At 68.7% G+C, this 13242-nt stretch carries 13 protein-coding genes; 4 read left to right on the top strand and 9 right to left on the bottom strand.

Going from position 1 to position 13242, the window contains the following annotated elements; all coding sequences use genetic code 11:
- Positions 1–24: 24 nt before the first annotated feature.
- Both HDC31_RS08985 and HDC31_RS08980 read left to right on the top strand, forming a co-directional pair.
- Complete coding sequence (locus HDC31_RS08985) at positions 25–858, top strand: Sir2 family NAD-dependent protein deacetylase (RefSeq protein WP_258546593.1); 834 nt, start codon at positions 25–27, stop codon at positions 856–858.
- Positions 855–1442 carry a histidine phosphatase family protein gene (locus HDC31_RS08980; RefSeq protein WP_046747010.1) on the top strand — a complete coding sequence of 196 codons (588 nt, stop codon included), beginning with the start codon at positions 855–857 and terminating at the stop codon, positions 1440–1442. Before HDC31_RS08985 ends, HDC31_RS08980 begins: the two co-directional genes overlap by 4 nt.
- Here HDC31_RS08980 and HDC31_RS08975 read toward each other — a convergent pair whose 3' ends face one another.
- Genes HDC31_RS08975 through HDC31_RS08955 form a run of 5 tightly spaced genes read right to left on the bottom strand, consistent with a single transcriptional unit; the run spans position 1443 to position 7391 of the window.
- Positions 1443–2249, bottom strand: a complete 807-nt coding sequence (locus HDC31_RS08975) for a CoA ester lyase (RefSeq protein ID WP_061015222.1) — start codon at positions 2247–2249, stop codon at positions 1443–1445.
- Positions 2246–2734: a MaoC family dehydratase gene (locus HDC31_RS08970; protein ID WP_061015221.1), complete on the bottom strand. Its 489-nt coding sequence runs from the start codon at positions 2732–2734 to the stop codon at positions 2246–2248. Before HDC31_RS08970 ends, HDC31_RS08975 begins: the two co-directional genes overlap by 4 nt.
- A gap of 9 nt (positions 2735–2743) precedes the next feature.
- On the bottom strand, positions 2744–3892 hold the full coding sequence (locus HDC31_RS08965; RefSeq protein WP_113681950.1) for an acyl-CoA dehydrogenase family protein: 1149 nt from the start codon (positions 3890–3892) through the stop codon (positions 2744–2746).
- Positions 3893–3894: 2 nt separating this feature from the next.
- The gene (locus HDC31_RS08960) at positions 3895–5841 is read right to left on the bottom strand and encodes a biotin carboxylase N-terminal domain-containing protein (RefSeq protein WP_308472271.1); all 1947 of its coding nucleotides are present in this window, start codon (positions 5839–5841) and stop codon (positions 3895–3897) included.
- Positions 5838–7391, bottom strand: a complete 1554-nt coding sequence (locus tag HDC31_RS08955) for a carboxyl transferase domain-containing protein (RefSeq protein ID WP_179516024.1) — start codon at positions 7389–7391, stop codon at positions 5838–5840. Before HDC31_RS08955 ends, HDC31_RS08960 begins: the two co-directional genes overlap by 4 nt.
- 112 nt (positions 7392–7503) lie before the next feature.
- On the opposite strand from HDC31_RS08955, the gene HDC31_RS08950 reads away from it, so the two are divergent.
- A complete protein-coding gene (locus HDC31_RS08950) occupies positions 7504–8112 on the top strand; it encodes a TetR/AcrR family transcriptional regulator (RefSeq protein WP_058631159.1) in 609 nt (202 codons plus the stop codon).
- Here HDC31_RS08950 and HDC31_RS08945 read toward each other — a convergent pair.
- The 3 genes from HDC31_RS08945 to pdhA are packed head-to-tail and all read right to left on the bottom strand — an operon-like array spanning position 8105 to position 11594.
- Positions 8105–9469 carry a dihydrolipoamide acetyltransferase family protein gene (locus HDC31_RS08945; protein WP_058631158.1) on the bottom strand — a complete coding sequence of 455 codons (1365 nt, stop codon included), beginning with the start codon at positions 9467–9469 and terminating at the stop codon, positions 8105–8107. The genes HDC31_RS08950 and HDC31_RS08945 overlap by 8 nt on opposite strands.
- Positions 9466–10476 (bottom strand): alpha-ketoacid dehydrogenase subunit beta, encoded by a 1011-nt coding sequence (locus tag HDC31_RS08940; RefSeq protein ID WP_045265268.1) that lies wholly within the window; start codon positions 10474–10476, stop codon positions 9466–9468. Before HDC31_RS08940 ends, HDC31_RS08945 begins: the two co-directional genes overlap by 4 nt.
- 2 nt (positions 10477–10478) lie before the next feature.
- Complete coding sequence (gene pdhA / locus HDC31_RS08935; protein ID WP_061016706.1) at positions 10479–11594, bottom strand: pyruvate dehydrogenase (acetyl-transferring) E1 component subunit alpha; 1116 nt, start codon at positions 11592–11594, stop codon at positions 10479–10481.
- A 171-nt stretch (positions 11595–11765) separates the two neighbouring features.
- Here pdhA and HDC31_RS08930 point away from each other — a divergent pair, with 171 nt between their 5' ends.
- Entirely contained in the window at positions 11766–12239 is a 474-nt protein-coding gene (locus HDC31_RS08930) for an Lrp/AsnC family transcriptional regulator (protein ID WP_045265266.1), read from the top strand.
- Here the strand turns inward: HDC31_RS08930 and HDC31_RS08925 are convergent.
- Positions 12211–13110, bottom strand: a complete 900-nt coding sequence (locus tag HDC31_RS08925; protein ID WP_058631156.1) for an alpha/beta fold hydrolase — start codon at positions 13108–13110, stop codon at positions 12211–12213. The two genes, HDC31_RS08930 and HDC31_RS08925, sit on opposite strands and share 29 nt — an antisense overlap.
- Between the last annotated feature and the right edge of the window lie 132 nt (positions 13111–13242).

The raw sequence follows: 13242 nt of genomic DNA, 5'->3' as shown, positions 1-13242 counted from the left end.
CTCGCTCAAGGAGGTCTTGTGAGCGTGTCCATTCCCGCCGAGCTGTCGGCCACCATCGCCCACGCCGCCGAGCTGCTGCGCGAGAAGCGCATCGCACTCCTCACCGGCGCCGGCATCTCCACCGATTCCGGCATCCCCGCCTACCGTGGCGAAGGCGCGAGGACGCGCAGCGATCCGATGACGATCCAGACCTATCTGGGTGACGAGGCTGCGCGTCGGCGCTATTGGGTCGGCGGGCACCTGGGCTGGCGCGCTTTCGCGAGAGCCGAGCCGAACGCGGGACACATCGCCCTGGCGCAACTCGAAGCATCGGGGAACGTGTCCGGCGTGATCACCCAGAACGTCGACGGACTGCATCTGCGGGCCGGGAGCTCGCACGTCATCGAGGTCCACGGGACCATGCGTCGCGTGCTGTGTCTGCAGTGCGGTCAGGTCTTCGATCGCCGCGACGTCGCCGTGCAGATCGAGGAGCTCAACCCCTGGATCACCGTGCCGGAGAACGTCGCTCTCGCCCCCGACGGCGACGTGCTCCCGGAGAGCACGGAAGGCTTCGTCATCCCCGTGTGCACCGTCTGCGCGGGCATGCTCAAGCCTGACGTGGTGTTCTTCGGCGAGTACGTGCCACAGGATCGCTTCCGCGCAGCGGAGTCGCTGCTGAGTTCGAGCTCCGCCCTGATCGTCGCGGGCTCCTCCCTCGTGGTCAACTCCGGTGTCCGCCTCGTCGAGCGTGCGCGGCGACGTAACATCCCCCTGATCATCGTCAACCGTGAGCCGACGCGCGCGGATGCCTGGGCGCATGTGACCATCGCCGCGGGCACCAGCGACGTGCTCCCCGCCCTCCAGGAACTCCTCTCGTGACCCACCTCACCCTCGTCCGCCACGGTCAGACCGACTGGAACCTCGCGCGGCGCATCCAGGGCTCCACCGACATCCCCCTGAACGAGAAGGGACGCGAAGACGCGCGATGGGCCGCGGAGAAGCTCGCGGCAGGAACCCATCACGCCGTCTACACGAGCCCGTTGCTGCGCGCCAAGGAGACCGCGGAGATCATCGCGGAGCGCCTGGGGCTGGAAGTCGCCGGCGTCGTCCCCGATATCCGCGAGCGCGAGTTCGGCGATGGTGAGGGCATGCTCGTGCCCGACTACATCGCGACGTATGGCGACTGGCACGCGGAGGTTCCTGGTGCGGAGTCGCTGCACGAGGTGGGAGAACGCGCGATCGAAGCACTGCACACGATCGCTCGCGAGGCGCGGCGTCGGTCCTCCCCGCGTGCGGAGTCGGTCATCGTCGTCGCTCATGGTGGCGTGATCCGCGCCGTGATCGACCACGTCTCCGGCGGCACTCTCCCGCGCGACGGCGAGGTGCTGCAGAACGGCTCGGCGCACCGGTTCGTCGCCGCACCGGGCTATCTCCGTCTGCTGGAGGAGACGCCCGTCCTCTGATCAGACGGCGCGGGACACGACCGAACGCGCGTGACGGAGGACCGGCTCGTCGATCATCCGTCCATCGAACCGGAACACGCCGCGCTGCGACTCGGCCGCAGTGAGCACGGCGCGCGCCCAGGTGAGCAGCGCGTCGTCCGGACGGTACGCCGCACGGATCGTCGCCACCTGGTTCGGATGGATGCAGGCCGTCGCACGGAATCCCGAAGCGGCGGCGTCGATCGCCTCCTCCTCGAGTCCAGTGAGGTCATCGATGTCGATGTGCACGGCGTCGATGGCTGCTTTGCCGTGCGCACCGGCTTCGAGGAGGACACGCGCTCTGGCGTACCTGGCGATGTCGCGATACGCGCCATCCGCGTTGCGCGAAGACGTGCCTCCCAGGGAGGCGACGAGATCCTCGGCCCCCCACATCAACGCGGACACCTGCGGGTGTGCGGCGATGCGGTCGGCTGCCTGGACGCCGCGGGCGGTCTCGCACAGGGCGATCAGCGAGTACCTCTCGTCGAACGCCGACAAGCTGTCCGCACGCTCGGTCTTCGCCACCATCACGGTGCGGAAGTCGGTCTGAGCCAGCGCCGCGAGGTCTGCGGCGAAGGCCTCGGTGTCGGGGGCGTTGACGCGCACGACCACTCGAGAGGGGTCGACATCGGCGGCGATCACGTTCCTGCGCGCTTCGTCCTTCGCCTCCGGGAGCACCGCGTCCTCGAGATCGAGGATGATCGCATCAGCCCGCTCCGCGGCTTTCCGGAAGCGCTCCGGCCGGTCGGCAGGGCAGAACAACAGCGCCGGACCGAGGTCGAACGTCATGCGGGGGATCCTTCCGGACGGCAGTGGACGAGCACCGAGCGGACGGCCGTGGCGACGACGGTACCGTCCTGGTTCCGGCCGGTGTGGGCGATCTTCACGATCCCCTGCCCCGGCCGGGAGGAGGAGAGCCGCTTCTCGACGACCGTGCTCTCGGTGTAGAGGGTGTCTCCCGCGAACAGCGGATGCGGGAACGCGACATCGCCGAAGCCGAGCTGTGCGACGAGGGTCCCCTGCGTCAGCTGCGCGACGGACGAACCCACCATGGTGGACAGAGTCCACATCGAGTTCATCAGTCGCGCGCGGAACGGCTCCTGACCGTCGGCGAAAGCCGCATCGAGGTGCAGGGCCTGCGTGTTCATGGTGAGGGTGGTGAACAGCACGTTGTCGGCTTCGGTCGCAGTTCGTCCTGGGCGGTGCAGGTAGCGGGCGTCGGTCTCGAACTCCTCGTAGTACAGACCCCTCTGGACGACGTCGTGCGTGCTCATGCCGCCACGCTACCCGGCGAGTCCGAGACCGCGGGCGATGACCAGCAGCTGCACCTCGGTCGTGCCCTCGCCGATCTCGAGGATCTTGGAGTCGCGGTAGTGCCGTGCCACGGAGAACTCGTTCATGAAGCCGTTGCCGCCGAAGATCTGCGTCGCGTCTCTCGCGTTGTCCATCGCCGCCTCGCCCGCGACCAGCTTGGCGATGGCCGCGGCTTCGGCGAACGGCTTGCCCGCGTCTCGGAGTCGAGCCGCGTGATGCCAGGCGAGACGTGCCGTGTGCACCCGTGCGCGCATGCGGGCCAGAGTGAACTGCGCGTTCTGCCGCGTGCTCAGGGCGGCCCCGAAGATCGTGCGGCTCTTGGCGTACTCGACAGCGGCCTCCAGGCATCCTTCGGCGGCGCCGGTCGAGAGGGCCGCGATCGCGATGCGTCCTTCGTCGAGGATGCTGAGGAAGCTGCGGAAGCCGCTCCCCCGCGTACCCAACAGGTTGGAGGCGGGAACCCGTGCGGCGTCGAAGGTGAGGGGATGTGTGTCCGACGCGTTCCACCCGACCTTGTCGTACGGCGCTTCGACCGTGAACCCCGGTGTCCCGTTCGGCACGATGATGGTGGAGATCTCCTTGCGCCCATCCTCGTTCCCGGTCACCGCCGTGACCGTGACGAACCGCGTGATGGGGGTCCCGGAGTTCGTGATGAACTGCTTCGAGCCGTCGATCACCCACTCGTCGCCGTCGAGGCGCGCCGTGGTCCTGGTCGCACCGGCATCGCTGCCGGCCTCCGGTTCCGTGAGGCCGAAGCCCGCCAGGGCTCGCCCGGCGAGCAGGTCCGGCAGCAGCTCCTGGCGCTGCTCCTCCGAGCCGAAGCGGTAGATCGGCATCGCGCCGAGGCTGACCCCTGCTTCGAGCGTGATCGCGATGGACTGGTCGACGCGCGCGAGCGCCTCGATCGCGATGCCGAGTGCCATGTAGTCGCCGCCCTGTCCGCCGTACTCCTCGGGGAACGGTAGACCGAACAATCCGAGATCGCCCATCTGGCGAACGACGTCCATCGACAGCGTGTGCGTGCGATCGGCCTCGTAGGCCTGCGGTGCGACGACCGTGTCGGCGAATTCGCGCACCATGGCGGCGAGCTCGCGCTCCTCGTCGGTCAGCTCTTCCATGTTCAGCTCTCCTCCGTCGTCACGCGGGCGACCGGCTGGTCACGCCGCACCTGGTCGCCGACCGCGACCAGCAGATGCACCACACCGTCATGCGGTGCCAGTACCGGGTGCTCCATCTTCATCGCCTCGATCGAGACGAGGGCTTCTCCCGCGGACACCGTGTCGCCGTCGGTCACGTGCACCGCCACGACGCTGCCCGGCATGGGGGCACGGCCCTCCGGCTCGGTCGCCGCAGCTCCCGCGTCGCGTGCGGACAACCGGCGCTGCATCCGCTGTCGCCTGTCGAGAGGGCGCAGGCGTATCGTGCGACCTTCCTCCGCGACCCAGACCGCTCCCTCGGCATCGACTGCGGCCAGCACGCCCGCTCTGGAGGGGGAAGGAGACGCTTCATCGAGCTCGACCTCGTCGCCGTCGTCCGTGAGCGCGACGAACGGGGCATACGGCGCGTCCTGGGTCCCCAGGCGCCACCCGGGCAGCTCACGCCACAGCGGGCTGGTGCGCACCGATGCGGGGGGATCCGAAACGGCGTCCCGCGCCGCAGCCAACTGAGACGCCGAAGGCTTCACCGTCTCGAGGGGAAGCAGGGACTCGATGAGACCGGTGTCGAGATCGCCTTCGATGACCCGCGCGTCCTGGCACAGCATCCGCAGGAACGCGATGTTGGTCTCGACGCCCAGCACGACGGTGCTCGCGAGTGCTCGGTCCAGTCGTGCCAGTGCCGTGGCGCGGTCATCGGCGAAGGCGATCACCTTCGCGATCATCGGGTCGTAGAATCCGGTGACCTCGCTGCCGCTCTCGATGGCCGCATCCACGCGGACACCCGGCGGTGGGTCGAAGAGGAGCACCGTCCCCGTGGACGGAAGGAAGCCGCGCTCAGGGGCCTCCGCGTACACCCGAGCCTCGACCGCGTGGCCGCGCAGGCGAGGTGTGACGTCCAGGGGAAGACCCGCTGCCGCGCGGAGCTGAAGCGCGACGAGGTCGAGTCCGGTGACCTCCTCGGTGACGGGGTGCTCCACCTGGAGCCGCGTGTTCATCTCGATGAAGAAGACCTCGTCCGGCGCGTCGGCATCCACGAGGAACTCGACCGTGCCGGCCCCCACGTAGGAGACGCTCTCGGCGGCGAGCACCGCGGCGGAGAGCAGGCGCTCGCGCGTGTCGGCCGGGATCCCCGCCGACGGGGCCTCCTCGATGACCTTCTGATGCCGGCGCTGCAACGTGCACTCGCGTTCGCCGAGGGCGATGACGGTGCCGTGCACGTCGCCGAAGACCTGTACCTCGATGTGCCGTGGTCGTCTGATCAGCCGCTCGAGGATGAGCGCGTCGTCCCCGAAAGCGGCGGACGCGACCCGGCGGGCGGAGGCGAGAGCGCCGCGGAGCCCCGCCGCGTCGGCGACGACCTCCATGCCCTTTCCCCCTCCCCCTGCGCTGGGCTTGACCAGCAGCGGATATCCGACGGTCTCGGCCTCTTCGGCGATCTCGGTGTCGGACAGTCCCTTGGCATCGAAGCCGGGGACGACGGGGACCCCGTACCGCAGCACATGATCGCGGGCGCGGGCCTTGTCTCCCATGATCTGCAGCGCGTCGACGGAGGGACCGATGAAGACGACCCCGCTCTCCTCGCAGGCCTCGGCGAGTCCGACGCTCTCGGAGAGGAAGCCGTAGCCGGGGTGGATGGCCTGCGCACCGGTGGCGCGCGCCGCGGCGATGACGGCGTCGATGTCGAGGTAGGAGTCGGCAGCGGGCGCTGGCCCGATCCGCACGGCCAGATCGGCCTCGCGGACATGAGGGCTCGTCGCATCGGCGTCGCTGTAGACGGCGACGCTGCAGATGCCGAGCGCCCGCAGCGTGCGGATCACCCTGCGGGCGATCTCCCCGCGGTTGGCGACGAGGACGGTGTGGAAAAGGACGTCGGACGACGTCGGTGCCGGATTCATGGACAAGGCACTCACATCCGGAAGATGCCGAAGCGCGGTTCGGGCAGCGGGCTGCGGGAGACGACGTCGAGGGCGAGGCCGAGGAGGTCGCGGGTCTGGGCGGGGTCGACGATGCCGTCGTCCCAGAGCCGCGCGGTCGCGTAGTACGGCTCGCCCTGGTGCTCGTACTGTTCCCGGACCGGGGCCTCGAAGGCTGCTCGCTCCTCCGCCGTCCAGGAGCCGCCGCGTGCGGAGAGCTGGTCCTCCTTGACAGTGGCGAGCACCGACGCGGCCTGCGCGCCCCCCATCACGGAGATGCGGCTGGCGGGCCAGGTCCACAGGAACCGCGGCGAGTACGCGCGCCCGCACATCGAATAGTTCCCGGCTCCGAACGATCCCCCGATGATGACGGTGAGCTTCGGTACACGGGTGCTGGCGACGGCCGTGACCATCTTGGCGCCGTCCTTGGCGATGCCGCCGGCCTCCGCGTCGGAGCCGACCATGAAACCGGTGATGTTCTGCAGGAAGAGCAGAGGGATCCCCCGCTGGTCGCAGAGCTCGATGAAGTGGGCGCCCTTGAGCGCCGACTCGCTGAAGAGTACGCCGTTGTTCGCGACGATGCCGACGGGGTGACCGTGGAGACGGGCGAAGCCGGTGACCAGGGTCGTGCCGTACTCGGGCTTGAACTCGAGGAACGAGTCGCCGTCGACCAACCGCGAGATGACCTCGTGCACGTCGTACGCGGCATTGACGTCGACAGGGACGGCGTCGTAGAGGCTGGACAGCTCGGAGGGAGCGCGGCTGCCGAGCACCTCCCAGGCCGGGGCGGCGGGAGGCGGGAGCGTGGCCACGATGTCGCGCAGGATCTCGAGGGCGTGCTCGTCGTCTTCGGCGAGATGGTCGACGACGCCGCTGCGTCGTGCGTGCAGCTCGCCGCCGCCGAGTTCCTCCGCCGTGACGATCTCCCCGATGGCGGCCTTCACGAGCGGGGGGCCACCGAGGAAGATGGTCCCCTGGCGGCGCACGATGACGGTCTCGTCGCTCATCGCCGGTACGTAGGCGCCGCCGGCGGTGCACGAGCCGAGAACGGCGGCGAGTTGAGGGATGCCCTCCGCGGACATGCGCGCCTGATTGAAGAAGATCCGCCCGAAGTGCTCGCGGTCCGGGAAGACCTCGTCCTGCTTGGGGAGGAACGCGCCCCCCGAATCGACGAGGTAGAGACAGGGAAGGCGATTCTCCAGCGCGATCTCCTGCGCGCGAAGATGCTTCTTGACGGTGAGGGGGAAGTACGTGCCGCCCTTGACCGTCGCGTCGTTGCAGACCACCATGACGTGCCGCCCGTGCACGAGACCGATACCGGCGATCACGCCCGCGCCCGGCGCCTCTCCCCCGTACAGGCCGTCAGCCGCGAGGGGCGCGACCTCGAGGAAGGGGCTGCCCTCATCGAGCACACGGGTGACGCGATCGCGAGGGAGCAGCTTCCCTCGCGCCAGGTGACGCTCGCGAGAAGCGTCCGGTCCTCCGCGCGCGGCGGCGGCGAGGCGGTCTCGCAGTTCGTGCGCGAGCGACTCCTGGGATGTCGGCATCGTGATGTCCTCCTCGACCCACGTCCGCCCTGGGCCGAACCCTGGCGCGGTGCATGCACTTTCGGTTAGTGTTCACTAACCCGTTGATTCAGGTTAGCGAGGATTAACTGAGATGACAAGCCCGGTCACCGCCCGAGACCGCGCCAAGGCCGAGCGGTCCGATGCGATCCTGCACGCCGCAGCACGACTGTTCGCCGCGCGCGGGTACAGCGGCGTGAGCCTGGAGGACATCGGCGCTGCCGTCGGTGTGTCCGGCCCGGCCGTCTATCGTCATTTCGCCGGTAAGCAGGCTCTGCTGGGAGCGGTCCTCGTCAAAGTCAGTCAGGACCTCATCCACGGCGGACGCCGCGTCGCTGACGAGGCCCCGACGCCCGACGCGCGCATGCGTGCGCTGATCGAGTTCCACGTGGACTTCGCCCTGGGTAACGCCGAGGTGATCCAGGTGCAGGACCGCGATGTCGCGTTCCTGTCCGATGCCGACCGCGCCGAGGTACGCCGCCTGCAACGCGCCTACATCGAATTGTGGATGGCGGCCCTGGCTCCGTTGCATCGAGGCGGCACGGACGGCGCCGATCCGGACGAGCTGCGTCTGCGCGTGCAGGCCTGCTTCGGACTCATCAACTCCACGCCGCACAGCACGCGTGCGGCGGCCAGACGGCACTCCGCCACCGCGACCGTGTTGATCGCGATGGCGGATGCTGCCGTGCGCGCGACTAGCTGAGGAGCATCGCCCGCCCCGGCTCCTCGAGGAGGTCGGCCACATCCTTCAGGAACCGGGCGCCCTCCGCGCCGTCGACCATCCGGTGGTCGAAAGAGAGACTGAGGGTCATCAGCTGCCGCAGCGCGATCTCGCCCCGGTGTTCCCAGGGCTGACGACGTACCGCGCCCACGGCCAGGATCCCGGACTGACCGGGGGGAAGGATCGGCGTACCGGCATCGACACCGAACACGCCGATGTTGGAGATCGAGAAGGTGCCGCCCGCGAGCTCCGCCGGCGAGGTCTTCCCCGAACGCGCGACCTCGGCGAGGGATTTCACGGCGTCCGCGAGTTCGGTGAGTGTCAGCCGCTCGGCATCTCTGATCATGGGGACGATCAGTCCGCGCTCCGTCGCTGCCGCGATCCCGAGATCGACGTAGTTGTGCTGGACGATCTCGCCGGCGGCCTCATCCCAACGCGAATTGAGGCCAGGAGTCCGCCCGAGAGCGAGGCAGACCGCCTTCGCCACCACGGCGAGCGGCCCGATCCGATGTGCGCTCAGCGATCGATCTTCGCGGAGACTCGACAGCAGATCCATGGTCGCGGTCACGTCGACGGTATGGAAGACGGTGACGTGCGGGGCCGTGAAGGCGCTCTGGACCATCGCCGCCGCCGTGTGCTTGCGCACTCCGCGGATGGGGATCCGGGTCTCGCGCTCCTCGCCGGCGAGTGCGGCAGGGCTGGCCGGAAGTGCAGCGGACGACGTGGAATGCACGCCGCCGCCGGCGCGATCGTGCGCGCCGACGCGTTCCGCATAGGCGTCTACATCGTTGCGGGTGATGAGGCGGTCGCCCACTTCTGCCGCAACCAGCACGAGATCGATGCCGAGCCTCTTCGCGTGGGCGCGCACCGGGGGCGTCGAGCGTGGGCGCTCGATCACGGCGTCGACGGCTGACGGAGCAGCGTCGTGCGGTGCCGCCTCGAGAACGGCCGTGTCGATGGTGGCCGGAGCGGACGCGCCGATCCTCCGTGCCCGCCGCGCTGGTCGCCCTGAGCTCGTGGGCGCGGCGCCGTACCCCACCAGGTTCGGCTCGGCCTTCTCCCCAGGCTCCGAGGAGGGCGACGGGGCCGCCGGCTCCTCCCCCACGACATCGAAGGCGATCAGAGGAGCACCGACGGCGATGGTCTGTCCTGCTTCCGCGTGCAACGTCGAGACGATGCCCTCGTAGGGCGAGGGCAGCTCGACGACCGCTTTCGCGGTCTCGACTTCTGCGAGCGTCTGGTTGAGAGTGACGCTGTCGCCGGGAGCGACGAGCCAGGTCACGACCTCGGCTTCTGTCAGTCCTTCCCCGAGGTCGGGAAGGCGGAACTCCGCGATCATGCCTCTGCTCCCGTCAGGCTGTTCGGCCGGTCCAATACCCGGTCGACGGCGTCGAGCAGTCGATCCAGGTCCGGGAGGTGGTACTTCTCGAGCTTCGCGGGCGGGTAGGGGATGTCGTGGCCGGTGACCCGCAGTGGAGCCGACTCGAGGTACTCGAAACAGCGCTCCGTGATGCTCGCGATCACTTCCGCGGCCACTCCCGCTTCCCGCGACGCCTCGTGAGCGACCACGACGCGGCCCGTCTTCCGCACCGAAGCCGCGACGGAGTCATAGTCGACGGGCGAGAGGGAACGGAGATCGATGACCTCGAGCGACGTTCCCTCATCCGCCGCGGCGTCCGCTGCCTGCAGCGCGGTGGACACCATGGCGCCGTACGTGATGAGGGTCGCATCCGTCCCGGTCCGCACCACGCGCGCGAGACCCATCGGCGGCGCGTCGGCCAGCGGGGCTTCGAGGTCGACCTCGCCCTTGTGGTGGTACAGCCGCTTCGGCTCGAAGAAGATCACGGGGTCGTCGGAGGCGATGGCCTGTCGCAGGCTTCGATACGCGTCCTCCGGGTTCGAGACCGCGATCACGCGCAGTCCTGCCGTGTGCACGAAGTAGGCCTCCGGAGACTCCGAGTGATGCTCGGCAGCGCCGATGCCGCCCGCCCACGGGATCCGGATGGTGATGGGCATCTTCACCCGGCCCTGAGTGCGGTAGTGCAGCTTCGCGACCTGAGCGACGATCTGATCGAAGGCGGGATACACGAAGCCGTCGAACTGGATCTCGACGACGGGTCGGTAGCCGCGGAATGCGAGGCCCACCGCCGTGCCGACGATTCCGGACTCGGCGAGCGGCGTGTCGATCACGCGCGCAGCGCCGAACTCGTCGAGCAGTCCGTCGGTGATGCGGAAGACGCCTCCCAGCTTGCCGATGTCCTCCCCGAGCAGCACGACCTTGTCGTCATCGCGCATCGCCTGGCGGAGACCGGCTCCGAGGGCCTTCCCGAGAGTCAGCTCGGTCATGGTCACACCTCGCTCTCGAAGGTGGCGAGGTACGAGGCGTACTCATCGCGCTGCCGCTCGAGTCCGGTGTGCGGCTCCGCGTAGACGCCGTCGAACACGGCGAGTGCCGGCCGTGTGACCATGCCGAGGCACGCGGCACGCATCTCCTTGGCGACGAGATCGGCTGCGGACTGGGTCTCGGCGGCGTGCTCTTCGGCGAGCTCCCCGCTGGCGCGCAGGTGTGCCTCCAACCGCGCGATCGGATCGCGACGGCGCCAGGAATCCAGTTCCTCCTGGTCGCGGTAGCGGGTCGGATCGTCGGCCGTGGTGTGCGGACCCATGCGATAAGTGACGGCTTCGATGTAGGCGGGGCCCTTGCCGGACCGCGCGTGGTCGAGAGCCCAGCGCATGGCCGCCATGCAGGCGAGCACGTCGTTGCCGTCCACCCGCAGGCTGGGGATGCCGAATCCTGGCGCCCTTCCCGCGATCGGATACTGCGACTGCACGGCGACCGGCTCGGAGATCGCCCAGTGGTTGTTCTGACATACGAAGACGACCGGCGCCTGGTACGACGCGGCGAAGATCATCGCCTCGTTCACGTCACCCTGGCTGGTGGCTCCGTCACCGAAGTAGGTCACCGCCACCTCGTCAGCGCCGTCGTGCTGGATGCCGAGCGCGTAGCCGACCGCGTGCAGTGTCTGCGCTCCGATGATGATCTGCAAGGGAGCGACACCGAGGTCGGCGGGATCGTGAGCCGCACCTTCCTCACCGCGCCACATGCGCACGTAGTCTCCGGGTTCCGCGCCCCGCGCGTAGATGACTCCGGTCTCCCGGTAGCTGGGGAACACGAAGTCCTCGGGAGCGAGGGCACGGGCCGTGCCGATCTGCGTCGCTTCCTGTCCCTGGCAAGGCGCCCAGAGTCCGAGCTGTCCCTGGCGCTGAAGCGCGACACCCTCGGCATCGATGCGGCGGAGGATGACCATGTCCCGGAGCAGAGAACGCAGCTGCTCGGCATCGACGTCGGCGACGAACGGGTCCAGCCGGGGGTTCGGGATGCGGCTTCCGTCGGGGTTCAGGAGGCGCTCCGAGAGCTCCAGATCCTGTGCCGTGTCTGCGATGGGCGTGGCCTGCGGTGACATCGTCGTCCTCCTCGTCCTCGGCGGCCCTCGTGAGGCTCCGCGCACTGATGCCAGCGTCATCACCGGCATGGTCTGAGAGTACGTCTGGTCAACACCTCGCTCAAGCATTCCAAGAGCGCTTGAGCATGTTGCTCAATTTCGCTCGAGAGAGTGCTGCTAAGGTTTGGCACTATGCCAGGACTGGACCGCATAGATCTCGAGCTTCTCGCCGCGCTCGCCGACGACCCGCGCACGACGATCGTCGCGCTCGCGGAGAACCTGGGGCTCTCGCGCAACACGATCCAGGCGCGGATGGCGCGGTTGGAGCAGAGCGGGATCTTCCTGTCCTACGAGCGGTCCTTCTCGCCCGATGTGCTCGGTTTCCCCTTGCAGGCCTTCGTGAGCATCGGGGTCCGTCAGACGGAACTGCCCCGCATCATCAACGAGCTTTCCCGGATCCCTGAGGTCGTGCAAGCGCACGGCCTCAGCGGATCGATCGATCTGCTCGCGCGCGTGGCCTGCCGCGATGCGCGACACCTCTTCGACACGGACGCGCGCATCCTGTCCATCGAGGGCGTCGAACGCACGGAGACGTCGTTGGCGATGGGTGAGGTCATCCCGTTCCGTGTGGCGGGCCTCATCGGCCTCGCGCGACGGGAATCCTGAGGAAGCGGCGAACGGCTCCCGCAGCTTCGGCCGGGGTCTCGTAGTGGATCAGGTGTCCGACGTGCGCGATCTCGACAAGGCGGGCGTCCGGGAACATCGTCGCCAGCCTCCGCTCCGCTTCGATGGGTGTGATGTCGTCCCGCTCTGCTGCGACGAGCAGTGTCGGAACGTCGATCTCGGGGGCGAACTCGCGTACGTCGTGCGAAACGCTCGTGACGAAGGCGTCCCGGAGTACATCCCGATCCGAGAATCGGGAGAAATAGGTGTCGTGCTGGTCGTGGATGAACCGGCGGAGTTCCGGATCCCTCGTCTTGGCCATCGTGATGCTCATCACGCGGACGATGATCCGGTTGCGCAGCAGGGCCGTCCCGACCTTCTCGGGGAGCCTGGCGCCGAGAGCGTAGTAGAGGACCGCAAGTCGTGTCATCAGTCCCTTCGGCCCCTCGAGCGCCGGCGCACCGATGGGGTTCAGCAGGATCAGGCGCGGGGTCTGCAGTCCGCGTGCCACGGCGGCTGAGGCCACGATCGAACCGAAGGAATGGCCGAGGATCACGGCACCTGGGGCGACTTCGGCGACGAAGTCGGTGAGCCACTCCGCATACTCGTCGAGATCATGCGTGCGTCGTGGCACAGGGGCAGACTCGCCGAAACCGGGAAGATCCGGCGCGATCACCCGCACCTCGGGCAGGAACGCGAGCACCGGTTCGAGGCCGTGGTGCTCCCCTCGGAAACCGTGCACCGCGACGACCGTGGTGTCTGCGTCGTCGGGGCCGTACGCCCAGTATGCCGTGGTCCCCCCATGCACCTCGACCTCGCGACGCTGCACGGGAAGGCGACGAAGACGGTCCGCATATGGGGAAGGCACGCTCATACTCCCGAGTCTACGAGCGGCCTCGCGGGTTCTGGTGCATCCCGGAGACCTGCACGGCGGAGGCTCAGGCATCGTGGGATAAGCTCCTGATCGTGCGCTTTCGAGTGGGATCGACGCGCGTAGCACGAGGAG

Origin of the sequence: Microbacterium sp. JAI119, assembly GCF_013410135.1 — a bacterium.
GTDB classification, from domain to species: Bacteria; Actinomycetota; Actinomycetes; order Actinomycetales; family Microbacteriaceae; genus Microbacterium; species Microbacterium oxydans.
This window is presented reverse-complemented; position numbering and strand designations above follow the sequence as displayed.

Coding starts and splice junctions, on each gene's coding strand:
- HDC31_RS08975 (WP_061015222.1), bottom strand. CDS start 2,249: ATGACGTTCGACCTCGGTCCGGCGCTGTTGTTCTGCCCTGCCGACCGG.
- HDC31_RS08970 (WP_061015221.1), bottom strand. CDS start 2,734: ATGAGCACGCACGACGTCGTCCAGAGGGGTCTGTACTACGAGGAGTTC.
- HDC31_RS08965 (WP_113681950.1), bottom strand. CDS start 3,892: ATGGAAGAGCTGACCGACGAGGAGCGCGAGCTCGCCGCCATGGTGCGC.
- HDC31_RS08955 (WP_179516024.1), bottom strand. CDS start 7,391: ATGCCGACATCCCAGGAGTCGCTCGCGCACGAACTGCGAGACCGCCTC.
- HDC31_RS08950 (WP_058631159.1), top strand. CDS start 7,504: ATGACAAGCCCGGTCACCGCCCGAGACCGCGCCAAGGCCGAGCGGTCC.
- HDC31_RS08945 (WP_058631158.1), bottom strand. CDS start 9,469: ATGATCGCGGAGTTCCGCCTTCCCGACCTCGGGGAAGGACTGACAGAA.
- HDC31_RS08940 (WP_045265268.1), bottom strand. CDS start 10,476: ATGACCGAGCTGACTCTCGGGAAGGCCCTCGGAGCCGGTCTCCGCCAG.
- pdhA (WP_061016706.1), bottom strand. CDS start 11,594: ATGTCACCGCAGGCCACGCCCATCGCAGACACGGCACAGGATCTGGAG.
- HDC31_RS08930 (WP_045265266.1), top strand. CDS start 11,766: ATGCCAGGACTGGACCGCATAGATCTCGAGCTTCTCGCCGCGCTCGCC.
- HDC31_RS08925 (WP_058631156.1), bottom strand. CDS start 13,110: ATGAGCGTGCCTTCCCCATATGCGGACCGTCTTCGTCGCCTTCCCGTG.